This window comes from Microvirga alba, assembly GCF_015694465.1.
In the GTDB taxonomy this organism is placed as follows: domain Bacteria; phylum Pseudomonadota; class Alphaproteobacteria; order Rhizobiales; family Beijerinckiaceae; genus Microvirga; species Microvirga alba.
Genome location: NZ_JADQDO010000003.1, coordinates 91,648 through 108,005 on the forward strand (window position 1 = coordinate 91,648; position 16,358 = coordinate 108,005).

General features: G+C 64.0%; 14 protein-coding genes. 4 read left to right on the forward strand and 10 right to left on the reverse strand.

Features of this window, described 5'->3' with window-relative positions:
* Positions 1-128 precede the first annotated feature (128 nt).
* Complete coding sequence (locus I2H38_RS08660; protein WP_324617368.1) at positions 129-1,352, forward strand: hypothetical protein; 1,224 nt, start codon at positions 129-131, stop codon at positions 1,350-1,352.
* Between the two features lie 102 nt (positions 1,353-1,454).
* Here the strand turns inward: I2H38_RS08660 and dksA are convergent, their stop codons facing one another.
* The 9 genes from dksA to I2H38_RS08705 form a co-directional block, all read right to left on the reverse strand.
* Positions 1,455-1,874 (reverse strand): RNA polymerase-binding protein DksA, encoded by a 420-nt coding sequence (dksA, locus tag I2H38_RS08665; protein ID WP_196271455.1) that lies wholly within the window; start codon positions 1,872-1,874, stop codon positions 1,455-1,457.
* A 175-nt stretch (positions 1,875-2,049) separates the two neighbouring features.
* Positions 2,050-3,078, reverse strand: coding sequence for a hypothetical protein (locus tag I2H38_RS08670; protein WP_196271456.1), 1,029 nt, complete (start codon positions 3,076-3,078; stop codon positions 2,050-2,052).
* A complete protein-coding gene (locus I2H38_RS08675) occupies positions 3,053-4,426 on the reverse strand; it encodes an MBOAT family O-acyltransferase (RefSeq protein WP_196271457.1) in 1,374 nt (457 codons plus the stop codon). Before I2H38_RS08675 ends, I2H38_RS08670 begins: the two co-directional genes overlap by 26 nt.
* Before the next feature lie 123 nt (positions 4,427-4,549).
* Positions 4,550-5,536, reverse strand: coding sequence for a YcjF family protein (locus I2H38_RS08680; protein ID WP_196271458.1), 987 nt, complete (start codon positions 5,534-5,536; stop codon positions 4,550-4,552).
* Complete coding sequence (locus I2H38_RS08685; protein WP_196271459.1) at positions 5,533-6,981, reverse strand: YcjX family GTP-binding protein; 1,449 nt, start codon at positions 6,979-6,981, stop codon at positions 5,533-5,535. The genes I2H38_RS08680 and I2H38_RS08685 overlap by 4 nt, the downstream gene beginning before the upstream one ends.
* Positions 6,982-7,050: 69 nt before the next feature.
* Complete coding sequence (locus I2H38_RS08690) at positions 7,051-8,073, reverse strand: hypothetical protein (protein WP_196271460.1); 1,023 nt, start codon at positions 8,071-8,073, stop codon at positions 7,051-7,053.
* Positions 8,074-8,155: 82 nt separating this feature from the next.
* Complete coding sequence (locus I2H38_RS08695; RefSeq protein ID WP_196271461.1) at positions 8,156-8,542, reverse strand: DUF1801 domain-containing protein; 387 nt, start codon at positions 8,540-8,542, stop codon at positions 8,156-8,158.
* Positions 8,543-8,585: 43 nt separating this feature from the next.
* A complete protein-coding gene (locus I2H38_RS08700; RefSeq protein WP_196271462.1) occupies positions 8,586-9,110 on the reverse strand; it encodes a SixA phosphatase family protein in 525 nt (174 codons plus the stop codon).
* A gap of 7 nt (positions 9,111-9,117) precedes the next feature.
* On the reverse strand, positions 9,118-9,966 hold the full coding sequence (locus I2H38_RS08705) for an AAA family ATPase (RefSeq protein WP_196271463.1): 849 nt from the start codon (positions 9,964-9,966) through the stop codon (positions 9,118-9,120).
* Between the two features lie 99 nt (positions 9,967-10,065).
* Between I2H38_RS08705 and I2H38_RS08710 the strand changes: the two genes are divergently transcribed.
* A complete protein-coding gene (locus tag I2H38_RS08710) occupies positions 10,066-11,352 on the forward strand; it encodes a cystathionine gamma-synthase family protein (protein WP_196271464.1) in 1,287 nt (428 codons plus the stop codon).
* Between the two features lie 180 nt (positions 11,353-11,532).
* Here the strand turns inward: I2H38_RS08710 and I2H38_RS08715 are convergent, their stop codons facing one another.
* Positions 11,533-11,820: a GIY-YIG nuclease family protein gene (locus I2H38_RS08715; RefSeq protein WP_196271465.1), complete on the reverse strand. Its 288-nt coding sequence runs from the start codon at positions 11,818-11,820 to the stop codon at positions 11,533-11,535.
* A 1,560-nt stretch (positions 11,821-13,380) separates the two neighbouring features.
* Here I2H38_RS08715 and I2H38_RS08720 point away from each other — a divergent pair.
* Positions 13,381-15,177: a cation:proton antiporter domain-containing protein gene (locus I2H38_RS08720; RefSeq protein ID WP_196271466.1), complete on the forward strand. Its 1,797-nt coding sequence runs from the start codon at positions 13,381-13,383 to the stop codon at positions 15,175-15,177.
* A 3-nt stretch (positions 15,178-15,180) separates the two neighbouring features.
* Positions 15,181-16,356 carry a vWA domain-containing protein gene (locus tag I2H38_RS08725; protein WP_196271467.1) on the forward strand — a complete coding sequence of 392 codons (1,176 nt, stop codon included), beginning with the start codon at positions 15,181-15,183 and terminating at the stop codon, positions 16,354-16,356.
* Positions 16,357-16,358 lie beyond the last annotated feature (2 nt).

Consider the following 16,358-nt stretch of genomic DNA (forward strand, 5'->3'; position numbering starts at 1 on the left):
TCATCATCCACAGCTGGAGGCGGGCGTTAACCATCTGTTAACCTTGCCGCTCCCTTTGATGCCCGATGTGGTACAACAAATATTCGGAACAGGCCTGCAAAGGCCTCCACAACGCTTGAGAGTTCATCGTGTTAGCTCAATTTGGTATCGAAGCGTCACGGGCGGCCCAGTACGTCATCGCTTTCGCGATCATCCTGGCTTTAGTCGCGCTTTTCGGTCTCGTTCTGCGCAAATTGACGGGCGCTCGGCTCCTGATGCCCGGTCAGGACCGTGGACGCAGCCGGCAACCGCGCCTCGGCGTCGTCGACATCTATGATCTCGACCGGCAACGCCAGCTCGTCCTGCTTCGCCGGGACAATGTCGAGCACCTTCTCCTCATCGGCGGCCTCAACGACGTGGTCATCGAGACGAATATCGTCCGCGTGGCGGGTGCGCGCCTCGCGCCGGCACCCAGCGAAGCCGGCGCCGAGCGGCTCGAGCCGGCTTTCGAGCAGGCCTCGCGTCCGCAGGTCGAGCCGTCCGGTCGTCCTTCCATCGAGACGCAGCTCGCCGCCCAGCTTGGCGCCTTCATCAAGCGCCCGTCGGAGGAATCCGACATTGAGGAGGAGTTGTCTCCCGTCGCCTCGATCAGTGCGCCGCTCCCGGCGCATACCGAGCCCGTCCTGAAGCCCGACGTCGTCACCCTGGCCCATGCTCCGGTGGTTTCTCCGCCGGTCTCGCCCGTGGGCGTTCATGGCCTGCGTGCCGAGGCGAAGTCGCCGGTTTTCCCGAGCGCCCCAGCCGCGCCCGAGCCGATCTTCCCGCGCCCTGAACCGCGCCCGACCTTTACGCCGCCGGCCTTCAAGGCTCCTCCGCCGCCGCCCGTGGTGCCGGAGATCGTTCGCGCACCTGAGCCTGTCCCCGTCGAGCGGCAAGGCCCGGACGCAGCGATCCTCTCGGACATGGCAAAGCAGCTTGAAGAAGCGCTGAAGCGCCCCGCGAGCCCGGTTTCCCCGCCAGCGCCGGCACCGGAGCCGGTGCTGCCCAAGCCGGAGATCAAGACCCTGATCGACGAGGACGAGCTTCTCGAGCCGACCGAGCCCGCAGCCCCGACCGAGATCCTCTTCGAGGAAGAAGAAGAGGTGGCTCAGGAGCCGGAACCGGTCGCCAGGGCCATGCCGCCCGTGGCGGAACCTGTCCGCCCGCTGCCCCCGCCGGTGCAGCCCGCGCCGCCGCCTGCGCCCCCGAAGGCCGCGGAGCCCGCTCCGGCCGCGCCCGTCAAGAAAGCTCCCGATCCGTTCTCTGTCGACGAAATCGAGGCCGAATTCGCCCGCCTTCTCGGCCGTCCGACGGAACCCGGCAAGAAGGAGTGAGGCGCGAAGCGCCTCCCCCTCCCGAATCCTGCACCGTCAAGAAAAAGGGCTCCGCAAGCGGAGCCCTTTTTCTTTGAGGTGTAGGAAAGGCAAGGGCGGATTCTAGTCGTCCCGATAAACCCGCTCATTGCGCTCGTGACGCTCTTGCGCCTCGAGTGACAAGGTCGCGATGGGGCGAGCCTCGAGGCGCTTGAGGGAAATCGGATCGCCGGTTTCCTCACAATAGCCATAAGACCCGTCATCAATCCGCGAGAGAGCGGCGTCGATCTTGGCGATGAGCTTGCGCTGGCGGTCGCGGGCGCGGAGTTCAATGGCGCGGTCGGTCTCGGAGGAGGCGCGGTCAGCGAGATCGGGATGATTCTCGTTCTCGCTCTGCAAGGTTGCCAGGGTTTCCTGAGCTTCCTTCAGAATATCGCCCTTCCACCGAATGAGCTTCCGCCTGAAATATTCCCGCTGCCGTTCATTCATGAAGGGCTCGTCTTCAGTCGGTCGATAACCCTCATCGATTACGATGTCTGTCATGTTGGGCCGTTCTATCCCCGATGAACTGTGGCGCCCGTATATAGTGTGTCGAAGCCTGCGACAACGCACTTCCGCGTCACCGTTTTGTCTAAGAAGACCAGATACTTCGTCTTCCGCGCCTTATGAAACAAGAAAACAGGCCGGAAGCCGAACGATTTGCCGCACCCCTTACGAATCAACGAAAACGGCGCAAAGCCTCGGCCACGTCCGCCTCGATCACCTTCGCGATGGGGGCCCGGTAGTGCATCATGTCGAAGAACAGCTCCGGATCGCGGTTCTCGGGCCGGTCCACGCGCCAATCGACCACCGCCGTCCTGGCGTGGACCTGAGCCACCGACGCCACCGACGCCTTGCAGGCCCGATCGACGAAGGCGGCCTCGGTGTTCGGCAACGGCATCAGGTTCTTGTAAGCGGGCGGAATGATGAGGACGAGGGGCATGTCCTTCGGCAGCGATACCGCGACATCCTTCAGCCGCTCAATCGCCGGAAACTGCCGCCTGCCCTCGAGAGGGTCGCGCTCCAGGCGCGGATCGTTGGCATGGGGCGTCTGCTCGAGCCGCTTGCGGATCTCCGGGTTCGTCGTATAGCCGAGGCGGATGTAATCGGGCTCGTAGTCCCAGTACCCGTCCGGCCGGGCGCGCTCCGCCTTCTTTCCAAACACATAGGACAAGCGGCGCGGCAATTCTTCCAGGATGTCATACCGCACGAGGCCACGGGCATATTCCAGCGGGTCGGCGCTGTAGAGCCAGAACGGGAACGGCTTGTCGTTCGGCAAGGCGGGATCGGACGTGCACCACAAGTCATCGACGCTGACCACCAGCGCCTTCGGCTGCTCCTTACGATGCCGAAGGAACCAGTCGATCAGGGTCAGATGCTCCTTCGGCCCCGACCCCGGAACCGCCAACTGGACGAAGTTGAGCCCCGTGGCCTCGTTCAGCCGCTCGGGCGAGAGCATCTGGATCCGGGAATTGCCCGAAATCATGGCGTTGAAAGCGGGATCGCGGCCACGGCTCGGATTGGCCTTGCGCGGCCCCTGGGGCCTCACCCCAGCCTTGGCAAACAGGGAGGAGCGGCCCGTGTCATACGGGTCGACCGCGTAAGCAACGGCGGCGATTGCCACGACGGCGATTGCGGTCGCGGCAAGAAGCGTGACCGCGAAGCTCCGCCAGGATCGGGCCTCAGAACTGGAAGTAGATGAATTCATAGTTCGCATCATCGCCGATCTTGAACAACACGATCACGAAGAGGAGCGCGAAGGCGACCGCGATCCAACGCTTCGGCGGCAGCTTGTGAATCACGGTCCAGGAGGTCGGCCCGATCATGGAGATGGCCGCGCCCACCGCGATAGCGCGCCATTTCATGTTGAAGCCTTCGGGCCCAAAGCCGAGCAGCCCCTTATACATGCGCCCCGCCACCTCGAAACTGCCGGAGCGGAAGACGAGAAGGGTCAGCACGAAGAAGGTGAAGGTCAACGCCCAACCGAGAATGCTCGGCATGGTCAATCCGGCCCTGCGCCACAAAACGGCGACGCTTTGGCCAACCCCATGCAGCGCGCCCCATGCGAGAAAGGTCCAGCCTGCCCCATGCCAGAGACCGCCGAGAGCCATGGTCGCGGTCAGGGCGGCGAGTTGGAGAACCAGGCCTTTCCGGCTGCCGCCGAGCGCGATGTAGAGATAATCGCGTAGGAAGCGCGACAGGGTCATGTGCCAGCGCCGCCAGAAATCCTGCAGCGAGGTGGCGCGGTAAGGCGCGTCAAAGTTCTGCGGCAGCACGATGCCGAACAGGAGGGCGAGGCCCAGCGCCATGTCGGTGTAGCCGGAAAAGTCGAAATAGACCTGGAACGTGAAGCCGAGCGCCCCTTGCCAGGCTTCGCCCATGCCGATCGGCCCGCCGGCTTGGGCTGTCTGGAAGATCGGATTGGTGTAGTCGGCAAGCTGGTCGCCTAGAAACACCTTCTTCGCGAGGCCGACGACCAGCAGCATGAGGCCGCGTGCAAAACGTTCCTGCGCATCGGAGCGCTGATAGGGGCGCTCCTCGAACTGGTGCATGATCTCGCTCCAGCGCACGAGCGGACCGGCGAGAACCTGCGGGAAGAAGGCGATGTAGAGGCCATACCGGACGAGATCGTAGCGGGGCGCTTTGCCCTTCTTCAGATCCGTCAGATACATGATGTGGTGGAAGGTGAAGAACGAAATGCCGAGCGGCAGGGCCACGTCCCAATGGGAGGCCTGAACGCCGGGAATCAGGTTCGCCACATCGGCGAAGAAATTGAAGTACTTGAAGATCGCGAGAACGAGGAGGTTCGCCGTGATCGCCAGCGGGATCAGAATATCCCGGCCCGAGCGCATGAACGCCTCGGCGACGAGCCAGTTCACCAGGACCGAAACCGCGAGCAACGGCGCGAAGCGCCAATCCCAATAGCTGTAGAAGGACAGGGAGAGGACGAGCAGCAGCGGCAGGCGCCATTCGGGCCTGAACCGCTCTACGAGCCAGTGCATCAGAAGTGCGATCGGCAGGAAACCGCAAAGGAAGATGAACGAGTTGAAGAGCATCGCCGCTTGAACGTTATTGAACGGCGCGTAACGCTCCCTTCCGCGCCTGAAGGCGGGCCCTTGTGCGGGAATGCGGGCCGCGCGTCAACTTTCGGCACGCCAAAGCTTTGTTGTGGCAGGGCCTCAAACCGCTGCCGCCTCGGCCCGTTTTGCCAGTTCTCCGGCCACATCGCCGATCTTCGGCGGCTCCTCGCGGATGAAGGGCAGCGGACGGCAGACCGAGAGCGCGGCCAAGCCGAATCGGGCGGTCATCAGCCCGTTCAGCACCCCCTCCCCCAGCTTGGCCGAGATGCGGGCCGCGAGACCGAGGCCGAGTACTTGCTGCATCAAGCTGTCACCCACAGCCATGCCGCCGGTCACCGCGAGATGGTTGAAGGCCGCCTTGGCAAGCCGCAGGAATCCGAACAGGCCGGGCCTGCCGCCATAGATTCGCGCCAGTGTCCGCAGCAGCCTCACGGCCGCGAAAATCACGAAGGCCACGTCCACGATGGCGCGCGGGCTCACCGCCGTGACCAGCGACACCTGCTTCGCTGCCCCCGCGATGGCGCGCTTGGCCTGGGCATCCAGGGGGGCCAGAAGCTCCCGCTCGGCGATGGCGAGACGATCATCCGCGTCGATGATCTCGTCCGACAGACCTTTCAGCCGCGCGCGCCCTTGAGCGGCGCTGGCCCTGCCACCGTAAAGGTCCAGGAGATCCGCGACGATGCCCTTGGCAGCCTTGTGGTCCTTGACCGAGAGCGCATCGATGGCGGCCTCGCGCAGGCGCTCGATCTTCTTTTCCCGCCAGATACCCATGGCCTCGCGGCCGATGATGATTGCGAAGGCAAGCGCCGCCACGAGGGTCAGGGCGAGCGCCACCCAGCCGAGCCACGGCGCGAGGACGTAGAGATCGGCAATCAGCCTTTCGAGCCCCAACCCGACACCCAGCACGATCAGCCCGGACAGGGCGGATAGCAAAATGCCGACCCACGGAGCGCGGCGCTTTTCGCCCATGGGCACGATGATCCCATCCGCCGCCTCGATGGCGTCGAACGGTTCGTCGGTCACTTGAATCGCGCCACTCGCCACATTCGGGTCGTCGAGGCGGACAGCGCGGGGATGGCGGGTCATGCGAAACGGTCCCCCAGCAGGAATTCAAGAGCGCGGTCGAGGCGGATATGGGGCATCTTGGCCATGCGGCCCGCCACATCGACCGGCAGCTTCGGCGGCCTGAAGCGCGGAAACCGCAACGATCCGGGCGGCACCGCCCCTTGGAACACGGCCTCCGCCGTTTCCGGCAGCTCGCCGGGAAAGATCGCAGCCTCGGCCTCCCCGTCGAAGATCTCGTCGCCGACCCGCTCGCCCGCCTCCGGCGTCCCGGCCACTGCCCGCAACGTCTCGCGGCCCTCGCGGATGGTCGTCTCGCGGGTGGCGCGCACGGACGCCAGCGCCACCGTGCCGACCCGCGCCCCCGCCGCCTCCGTGCGCCGCGCGGCGCGGTTGACGAGAAGACGCAGAATGGCGTCGAGCCGATCATGGTCCGTGTGATGAATGTGGTCCGCCTTGGTCGCCGCGAACAGAACCCGGTCGGCGCGGGGCGAGAACAGGCGCGACATGAAGGTGTTGCGTCCAATGCGGAAGGCCATCAGCACCTGATCGAGCGCCTCCTCCAACTCAGCGAGCGCCGCTGGCCCGGCATCGATGGCGGCGAGCACATCGACCAGCACGATCTGCCGGTCGATGCGCTGGAAGTGATCGCGGAAGAACGGCCGCACCACATGGGTTTTATACGCCTCGAACCGCCGTTCCATGAGAGCGGCGAAGCTGCCCGGCGCGATGGGCAGGCCCGCGGGCAGATCGAGCGGCGCGAAGGTCAGAGCGGGCGAGCCCGCGAGATCGCCCGGCATCAGGAACCGGCCCGGCGGGGTCGTGGCGACCGCCTCATCGCCGGCACGCAGGGCATTCAGATACTCCTTGAAGGCATCGCTCGCTTTGGCGGCGAGAACCTCGTCGGCGGAGCCTGCTGGATCGAAGGTCTTGAGAATCTCGTGCCACGAACCGGCCACCCGCGCCCGGTCGCTACGGCGGCTCGCCTCAATGGTCTGCTTCGACCATTGCGCATAACCGGCTTCGAGAAGGGCGAGATCGAGCAGCCATTCGCCCGGATAATCCACGATATCCAGGGCAAGCGACGCGGGACCCGTGCGCCACCCGGCCTTGCGCTCGTATTCGATATCGACGCGCAACTCGCTGATGCGGTTCGTGGACAATGGCCAGCGGCGGCCCTCTGTCAGCGCCGCCATATGCTCCTCATAAGGAAAGCGAGGAATTGTATCATCCGGCTGATGCGCCAGATGCGCCCGCCGGATGCGGCCCTCGGCCGAGGCACGGAAAGCGGGAAGGCTCGTGCCGCGCGTCAGGTGATGCACCAGAGCCGTCGTGAACACGGTCTTGCCCGAGCGGGCGAGGCCCGTCACGCCGAGGCGAAGCGAAGGCTGGACCAGTTGCCCGGAGGCCTCCCACAGGGATTGCGCGGCTGATCCGGCGCGAGAGGCAAGATTGGTGATCACGGACACGAAGATAAACCTAGTTCGCTCAAGCCACGCTTGAAGGTGGGGCCTGAGGCGTCTGCGTGCAAGGCGACGTCAGTGTGCGGAAGTCTTCGCCTGGTCCTGAGCCACGTCGCCTTTCGCGTTCGCCTCTGCCTTCGTGGCAGCGCGCTGGACCGCCCTACCCACGAGGTCCGGGCTCGCGCGTAAGAGCCCAAGCTCGAAGGCGGACATGGCGAGCATGACGGGGCTCAAATTGGGCAAGGGCGTCCCATCGTCCGCGAAAAGCTCAAGGTCGTCGCTGGGGCCGATGCCGAGGTTTTCGACCATCGCGTTGGCGTAATTTCGCAAGCGCTGCTCGTCAGGCGCGCAACCCGTCGCGGTATTCGCTTTCGGGGTCGCGGTGGCAACCTTCACGGGCGCAACCGGCTTCACGCGCGGCGGAGGAGCAGGAGGCGATCGATGATGCTCCCCCATGCCGACGGCGATATCGGGCACGCGATATTGCGGCACCGTGGCCTGCATCACCATCGAAACCCGCCCCGGCTTCGCACCCCGCCCCGGCTGGGCCGTGAATTTGACGCTCCGGTGGGAAGCGAGATAGCGCGCCCGCAACGTGTTGCCGATGCCCTTGATGGCGAGCGACGCGATTCCGCCGAAACTGGTGGCGACGCCACAATCAGCCGGAGCCCAGCGGCGCACGATATCGAGGGCGGATTTTCGATTAAACTGCAGATAATAGCGCCGCAGCAACGTCGCTGCGGCATCCGCCCCCTGATCGGCTGACACGAAACCCACATGGCCCTCGGTGTCGGTGGCGAGTTCACCGTCCCAGCGGGCGCTCTTCACGCACCAGTAATTGTTGAGCTTCACGCACCGCGTGACGACGGGCCGCTCGATCTTGAACAGGGCCGCCATTAACGCGATGGGCTTGGGCTCCAGCGCATCGGCCGCCTGAAGCCGCCAATTGGTAACCTCGCGCGTCTCGGTCTCATACCGCGCCATGATGGCGCCCGCCGCCGCGCTCGGGCGGGCGGCGGTTTCGTCCCGGGGTGCCGGCTCACCCGGCAGAATGGCTCGGGCTGCCAGAACCAGCGCGAGAAGCGTGTGAGGCATCATGATGCGGCACGGCCTCCGAATTGCGCCGGAAGCGTCGAGGCGGCTCCAGGCAGAACGATGGTGGCTGCGAAAGGTTCATGGGTCAGGATCTGTTCAGGGTCACGGCGGCGCGAATGAGAGCCTTCAACGCCTCCTCGTTTATCGTCTCGCCCTCGCGAAAGTCGATCGCGCGCCTCGTGTTCCCGTCAAGACTGGAATTGAAGAGGCCCGAAGGATCCGACAAAGCCGCACCTTTGGCGAAGGTCATTTTCACGACGCTCTTGTAAGTCTCGCCTGTGCAGATCAATCCGCCGTGCGACCACACCGGAACCCCTCTCCACTTCCACTCCTCGACGACGTCGGGATCGGCTTCTTTGACCAAGGCACGAAGCCGGCTGAGCATCTCGCCCCGCCAGTCGCCGAGCTCCTCGATTTTCGCGTCTATCAGCTCAGAGGGAGACGTGCTGTTCTGCGATCCGCTCTGCTTCATGCTCGTTTTCCCTCCTTAGTCCCAAGGCGTCATTGACTCTGGCCTAGTCGTCCTCGCCCTCGCCGAGAGATTTCGGCGTGACGAAGCGTTCGAGACGCCCCTCCTTCCGACCCAACTCGGCCCAGCTGCCATGGGAGAAGTCGATGATCGCGAGCCCGGCGGTCGGGTATTTAAGGCCGATCCGCTGAAGACCATCCCGGTCGCCATGGCCGATGAGAATCTGCGCCAGATCCTCGAAACCGGGATTATGGCCGATCATCAGCACGGTGCGGCTCTCAGGCTCGACCTCGTGCAGGACCTTCAGAAGCGTGGCGACCGTGGCCTCGTAGATGCGCCGGTCGCGACGGGACTCTGGGTCTCCGAGATAGGGCTCGATGGATTTCCAGGTTTGCTCGGTGCGCTTGGAGGGCGACACCAGAACGAGATCGGGCAGCAGCTTCTCGTCTCTGAGGTATTTCCCCATCGAGACGGCAGCCGCCTGCCCGCGCTTGGCGAGCGGCCTGTCGAAATCGAGCATGGACGGGGGCCGGTCGGCCTTGGCGTGACGAAGAAGGAGAAGACGTCGCATGACTGGTTCAGCGCCCTTCCCGCCGCGCGATGAAGGCAAGCTTTTCGAAAAGGCTCACATCCTGCTCGTTTTTCAACAGCGCCCCGTGAAGCGGCGGAATGAGCTTACGGGTGTCCCGTTCGCGCAATTGCTCGGGGCCGATATCCTCGGAAACCAGAAGCTTGAGCCAATCGAGCAACTCCGAGGTGGACGGCTTTTTCTTGAGGCCCGGCACCTCGCGGACATCGAAGAAGATTTTGAGCGCTTCCTCGATCAGGCGGCGCTTGATGCCGGGATAATGCACCTCGACGATCCGGGCCATGGTCTCGGCATCGGGAAACTTGATGTAGTGAAAGAAGCAGCGGCGCAAGAAAGCGTCCGGCAATTCCTTCTCGTTGTTCGACGTGATGATGACGATGGGCCGTTTGACCGCACGGATCGTCTCGCCGGTCTCGTAGACATGGAACTCCATGCGGTCGAGTTCGAGCAGGAGATCGTTCGGGAACTCGATATCCGCCTTGTCGATCTCGTCGATCAGCAAAACCGGCCGCGCGTCGGAGGCGAAGGCGTCCCACAGTTTTCCACGCTTGATGTAATTGCGGATGTCCGACACGCGCTGATCGCCGAGCTGGCTGTCGCGCAGGCGCGAAACGGCGTCATACTCGTAAAGCCCCTGTTGGGCCTTGGTGGTGGACTTGATGTGCCAGGTCAAAAGCGGCGCGTTGAGGGCCCTGGCGATTTCCTCGGCAAGGACTGATTTGCCGGTGCCGGGCTCTCCCTTCACCAGAAGCGGGCGTTCCAGCACGATCGCCGCGTTGACGGCGACCGTCAGGTCCTCGGTTGCCACATATGATTCAGTGCCCGCGAAACGCGCCATGCCCACCTTCCTTGTCCTCGTCACGACCCTATGACCTGTCATCGCCTTTCGGCAACTCTGCTCATAGAGTAAGCCAATAACGAAGCAGAGGAGCGCCCCATGCCTTATAACCGTTACCACAAGGACCGAATCGGCAATCACAAGCTCAAGCCAGAGACGCTGATGCTCGGCTACGGCTACGATCCGACCTTGTCGGAGGGCGCGGTCAAGCCGCCCGTCTTCCTCACCTCGACCTTCGTGTTCACCAGCGCCGAGCACGGCAAGGAATTCTTCGACTATGTGGCCGGACGCCGCGAGCCGCCGAAGGGCGAGACCGCCGGCCTCGTCTATTCCCGCTTCAACCACCCGAATGCCGAAATCGTCGAGGACCGCCTCGCCATTTTCGAGGAAGCGGAAGCGGGCCTTCTGTTTTCCTCCGGCATGTCGGCCATTGCCACCACGATTCTCGCCTTTGCCAAACCCGGCGACGTGATTCTCCACTCGCAGCCGCTTTATGGCGGCACGGAGACCCTGATCGCCAAGACGCTTGCCAATCTCGACATCAAGGCGGTCGGTTTCGCCGATGGCGTCGATGGGGTCGGCATGCGCGCGGCGGCGAAGGAGGCGCAAGGAAAGGGCCGGGTTTCGATCATCATGATCGAAACGCCATCGAATCCGCTCAACACCCTGGTCGATGTCGCCCTGATCCGCAAAATCGCGGAGGAAATCGGCGCGGCCCAGGGTCATCGTCCCATCATCGTGTGCGACAACACCCTGCTCGGCCCGCTCTTCCAGAAGCCGCTGCGCGACGGGGCCGACATCTCGGTCTATTCACTGACAAAGTATGTCGGCGGCCATTCGGACCTCATCGCAGGCGCGGCGCTCGGCTCCAAGGAGCTGATGAAATCCGTCCGCCTGCTGCGTTCCGCCATCGGCACTCAGCTCGACCCGCATTCGTGCTGGATGCTCGGCCGCTCGCTCGAAACGCTGGCGCTGCGCATGAACGCCGCGAACCGCAACGCGGAAATCGTCGCGCGCTTCCTGCACGAGCATCCGAGCGTCGTGAAGGTGCACCACCTCGCCTACCTGCCCGAAGGCTCGGCGGCGAAGCACGTCTATGAGGCCCAATGCGACGCCCCCGGCTCGACCTTCTCCTTCGACGTGAAGGGCGGCGAAGCGGAGGCCTTCAAGGTGCTGAACGCGCTCCAGGTCTTCAAGCTCGCGGTGAGCTTAGGGGGCACCGAGTCGCTGATCTCGCATCCCGCGTCGACCACCCATTCCGGCGTGCCGAAAGCGACCCGCGACCGCCTCGGCGTCTCCGACGCCACCATCCGTGTCTCCATCGGCATCGAGCACCCGGACGATCTGGTGGCCGATCTGGCGCAGGCGCTGGCGACATTAGGGTAAGGCGACCTGCTGCCCCCAGTCATTCCGGGTCGCCACGGGCGAACCCGGAACCCATAACCGCCAACGTTTGAGAAGAGGACGCAACGGTCATCGCTGCGTCTTGTTCGTAACGCTTGGTGTTTGATGGGATGCGGGCTCCGCTTGCGCGGCCTCGGAATGACGATGCGGTGAGCGCAACAGCTACATGTTCAGCGTCGCATAGAGATCCGACCAATCCGGATTCATCTCTTCGATCAGCCTGATCTTCCAATCCCGCCGCCACGTCTTGAGGCTCTTTTCCCGCGCGATGGCTTCATCGATGCGCTCGTAGGTTTCGTACCAGACGAGACGCGTGATGTCGTATTGGGCCGAGAAGCCGGGGATGATCTTGGATTTATGCTGGCCGACCCGGCGCGACAGGTCGTTGGTGACGCCGAGATAAAGCGTTCCGTGACGGCGGCTGGCCAGCATGTAGACGGAGTAGCTCACGGGATGGCAAGCACGGGACGTTTCATTGTTGCAACCAAATAAGACCGGCTAGCCGTTGTCAATCACCCTCCAAGCCTCCCGTCATTCCGGGGCCGCGAAAGCGGAGCCCGGAACCCATAAACGCTGACGGTTGCGGATAAAGAAGCAACGGCTGTCGCGCGCGTTGTTCGGAAAGCTCAGCGGTTCTGGGTTCCGGGCCCGGCCCTACGGCCCGCCCCGGAATGACGGCAGCATGTTCTCTTTTTGTTCTTGACATTATTCCCAACCTTGGCTATCTCTCCTCCTGTCCCGACCCACCGAGGGGCGCGCTCGCGAGGCGTCGTGATTGTGGGGTCGGGCACGGTCCCGCGAGTGGGGGTACGCAACCCCATTCGGCGGGAGGCCCAGGCTGTGCCGAGGGCTCAGGTTGGTCCGGGGCCGCCCGTTTCTCGCAGACGGTGTCCGCCACGGGCAGCTGTTGGAGCCAACGCCGCCTGTCCGCCTAAAAGAACCGTGCGCGAGGTGCCAGCCGGCTCTCACATCTCATCGCCATCATCGAGCCGGACCGCACGTCGCGCCACCCTCGATCGCTTCTCAGGCTTGGGGCTTTTTCAGCCCCAAGCCCGAAGGCGCTTGTTCTTTGACATCCCTTGTCGACACCCTGGACCCCGCCGCAGGCCATCACGAGGCGCGCCTGCTCCCTCTCCCGGCGGGAGAGGGTTGGGGTGAGGGGTTGCGCCCTCTTTCGGATAAGGCGCAAGCCCTCACCCTCGCTTCGCTCGGCCTCTCCGCAACGGGAGAGGTGAAGAGGGCGCCCGCCATCGAACGCTCAGGCGAACCGAGGCGGGCCCCTCTTTCCCCTCCCCCTCGCGGAGGGGTCAGGGGTGGGGGTGGTTCGACCGGGTGAGTGATGACGGAATGCGGGCATGGTATCCGCCGGAGTACGCCGCTCCCCAACCGCGGGCTCTGACTTTCCGACCCCCCACCTCCCCGCAAGGGGGAGGAGCGATCGCGCGGAGAGCGGTGCGCCTTGTTCGTAAAGCACAGCCCCGGACCGGACACCCTCCCTTGTCACTCCGGGGCCGCGTCAGCGGAGCCCGGAGCCCATAACCGCCACAGTGCCCGGACAAGGCGGAATGCTCGCGCTTCATCCTGACATGACAGTGTTTGTGGGTTCCGGGCCCGGCCCGGTGGGCCGTCCCGGAATGACACTCGGGTATCATCCCCGGCCGGAGCGAAGCTGAGGGGAAGAGGATCCACGTCCAGCCTCGGCGGCTACCGTAGATCCCCTTCCCGCGCCTCATTCCTTCCTTGTCATCACCGGGCTCGTCCCGGTGATCTCGATCCGTGAGGCGCTCGTCCAATCGAGATGGCCGGCACAAAGCCAGCCATGACACCAGAACCCCGTTCTCCACGGACCGCGACAAAGCAGGCGAGAAAAAGTTCCCTTTCGCGCCGAGACTGCGCCAAGCGTTCATCCTCTGTGCATCGATATGCGGCTAAGCTTTTCAAGATGCACAGAATTCAACCTTGCGCTCGGGCCCTTCGTGAACTCATGATGGCTGGAACCGGACGGAGCTTATGGCAGTCGCGCTAGACCTGCATTCTTATCAAGAACCCATTCTTTTCCTGGCGACGGCGGGAATCGTCGTTCCGCTCTTCCACCGTTTGAGAATCAGCCCGGTGCTCGGATTTCTCGGCGCAGGCGCGTTGCTGGGGCCCTACGGCCTCGGGCGGCTGGTGCCGTCTTATCCCTGGATCAACTGGCTGACCCTCTCGAATCAGGAAGAGACGTCTCACCTTGCCGAATTCGGCGTGGTGTTCCTGCTCTTCACCATCGGCATCGAACTCTCCTGGCAGCGCCTGCGCACTCTGCGACGACTGGTGTTCGGATTTGGATCGCTTCAGGTCGCGCTCTGCGCGCTCGCGCTTGGCCTCCTCGTGTTCAAGGCGGTCGGCACTGTGACGGCCGCCGCCATCGTCGGCCTCGCGCTCGCCCTATCCTCGACCGCCATCGTGATCCCAGTCATGGCGGAGCAGAAACGGCTCAACAAGGCGGTCGGACGCGCCAGCTTCTCAGCCCTGCTCTTCCAGGATCTCGCCGTCGCGCCGATTCTGTTCACCATCGCGGTGCTCGATACGGGCCAGCCCGAGGTGACGATGTCGTCTTTCGCGGGCGCGCTGCTGCAGGCCGCTTTGGCGCTCGCGGTTCTCGTCGGGCTCGGACGCCTCGTCCTGCGACCGTTCTTCCAGCTCGTCTCCGCGACGAAAAGCCCCGAGCTTTTCATGGCGGCCAGTCTGCTCGTGGTGCTCGTGACGAGTCTGATCGCGGCGGTGAGCGGCCTGTCGATGGCGCTTGGAGCTTTCATCGCGGGCGTCCTGCTTTCCGAGACCGAATATCGCCGCGCCGTCGATGCGACAATTCAGCCGTTCAAAGGCCTGCTGCTCGGCGTGTTCTTCGTCTCGGTCGGCATGCGCCTCGATCTCTCTCGCTTTCTCGAAGCGCCCTTCCTGATCCTGGCCGTCGCCTCCCTGCTGATCGTCATCAAGGGCGTCATCATCTTCGCGCTGGCGCGCCCGTTCGGTCTGAATGCCGCCGAATCCGCGGAGATGGGCCTTTTCCTTGGCCCCGGCGGTGAATTCGGCCTCGTCATCGTCGGCAGCGCGATGGCCGCAGGCATCCTTCCCATCGATGTCGGCCAGAGCCTTCTTCTCGTGACGACGCTGACGATGGTCGCCATCCCCATCCTCGCCCGCGCCGGAAAACCCTTGAGCCGACGCCTCGAACGGAAGCGCGCGCTCGATCCGGAAACCGCGACGCCGCCGCCTGCGGACGAGGTCGGCCGCGTCATCGTCGCGGGATATGGGCGCGTCGGACAGCTCGTTGCCGACATGCTGGAGCGCCACAAGGTGCCCTATCTGGCCATCGACATCGACCCCGCCCGCGTCGCGGCGCAACGCAAGGCCGGCAAGCAGGTCTATTTCGGCGACGGCTCGTACCCTGAGTTCCTGCGCGCTTGCGGCATCGACCGCGCCCCGGCTCTGGTCGTGACCCTGGATACGCCGACCGCCATCGAAGGCGTGGTGACGGCGGCCCGGGGAGAGCGTTCCGACATCACCATCGTCGCCCGCGCCCGCGACGCCCGGCACGCGACGCAGCTTTACGAGCTCGGGGTCGACGACGCCGTGCCCGAGACCATCGAAGCCTCGCTGCAACTGAGCGAGGCGGTTCTCGCAGATATCGGCGTGCCCATGGGCCTCGTCATTGCCTCGATCCACGAGCGGCGGGACGAATTCCGGGCCATCCTGCGCAAGAGCAATCCCAAGCGGGATCCCGCACGGGCGGAATTCCGGGCGCGGCGCACGGTCGGCAAGTGAGCGATGTTCCTGACCTTCTTCACAGAGCTGCGCGCAGCGAAGGTTCCCGTATCCTTGCGGGAATACCTGTCGCTGCTCGAAGCACTGGATCAGGACCTCGCCGACAAGAAGATCGAGGATTTCTACTATCTCTCCCGCGCCTGCCTGGTGAAGGACGAGCGCCATTTCGACAAGTTCGATCAGGTTTTCGGCCATGTCTTCAAAGGCATCGAGAGCCTGGGTCAGGCCGTCGAGGAAGCGCAGATCCCCGAGGAATGGCTCCGCAAGCTCGCCGAGCGCTACCTGACGGATGAAGAAAAGCGCCAGATCGAAGCGATGGGGTGGGACAGACTTCTGGAGACGCTGAGAGAGCGGCTGAAGGAGCAGACGGGTCGCCATCAGGGCGGCAACAAGTGGATCGGCACCGCCGGCACCTCGCCTTACGGGGCTTACGGCTACAACCCCGAAGGCATCCGCATCGGGCAGGACAAGAACCGCAACTTCCGCGCCGTGAAGGTGTGGGACAAGCGCGAGTTCAAGGATTTCGACGACAATGTCGAACTCGGCGTCCGGAATATGCGCATCGCTCTTCGACGCCTGCGCCGCTTCGCCCGTTCGGGCGCGGCGGAGGAACTCGATCTCGACGAGACCATCCACGAGACCGCCCACAGGGGCTATCTCGATGTCCGTCTCCGGCCCGAGCGCCGCAATGCGGTGAAGGTTCTGCTGTTCCTCGATGTCGGCGGGTCCATGGATTGGCACATAGAGGCCGCGGAAGAGCTATTCTCGGCCGCGCGGCTCGAATTCAAGCATTTCGAGCACTTCTATTTTCACAATTGCGTCTATGAAAACCTCTGGAAAGAAAATCGCCGCCGCTTCGATCAGATCATCCCGACCCTCGACGTGATCCGCACCTACCCGTCCGATTACCGCGTGGTCTTCGTGGGCGATGCCTCCATGAGCCCCTACGAAATCATCATGCCAGGCGGCTCCGTGGAGCATTGGAACGAGGAACCCGGTCAGATATGGCTTCAGCGCCTCTTGGGCCATTTCCATAAGGCGGTGTGGTTGAACCCGGTGAGGAAATCCCATTGGGACTACACTCAATCCGTCTCGATCGTGCGGCAGCTCTTCTCGGACCGCATGTATCCGCTCAATCTCGAAGGCATCGATCACGCGATGCGGGAACTGGTACGCTAGAC

Coding starts and splice junctions, on each gene's coding strand:
- dksA (WP_196271455.1), bottom strand. CDS start 1,874: ATGACAGACATCGTAATCGATGAGGGTTATCGACCGACTGAAGACGAG.
- I2H38_RS08670 (WP_196271456.1), bottom strand. CDS start 3,078: ATGAATTCATCTACTTCCAGTTCTGAGGCCCGATCCTGGCGGAGCTTC.
- I2H38_RS08675 (WP_196271457.1), bottom strand. CDS start 4,426: ATGCTCTTCAACTCGTTCATCTTCCTTTGCGGTTTCCTGCCGATCGCA.
- I2H38_RS08680 (WP_196271458.1), bottom strand. CDS start 5,536: ATGACCCGCCATCCCCGCGCTGTCCGCCTCGACGACCCGAATGTGGCG.
- I2H38_RS08690 (WP_196271460.1), bottom strand. CDS start 8,073: ATGATGCCTCACACGCTTCTCGCGCTGGTTCTGGCAGCCCGAGCCATT.
- I2H38_RS08695 (WP_196271461.1), bottom strand. CDS start 8,542: ATGAAGCAGAGCGGATCGCAGAACAGCACGTCTCCCTCTGAGCTGATA.
- I2H38_RS08700 (WP_196271462.1), bottom strand. CDS start 9,110: ATGCGACGTCTTCTCCTTCTTCGTCACGCCAAGGCCGACCGGCCCCCG.
- I2H38_RS08705 (WP_196271463.1), bottom strand. CDS start 9,966: ATGGCGCGTTTCGCGGGCACTGAATCATATGTGGCAACCGAGGACCTG.
- I2H38_RS08710 (WP_196271464.1), top strand. CDS start 10,066: ATGCCTTATAACCGTTACCACAAGGACCGAATCGGCAATCACAAGCTC.
- I2H38_RS08720 (WP_196271466.1), top strand. CDS start 13,381: ATGGCAGTCGCGCTAGACCTGCATTCTTATCAAGAACCCATTCTTTTC.
- I2H38_RS08725 (WP_196271467.1), top strand. CDS start 15,181: ATGTTCCTGACCTTCTTCACAGAGCTGCGCGCAGCGAAGGTTCCCGTA.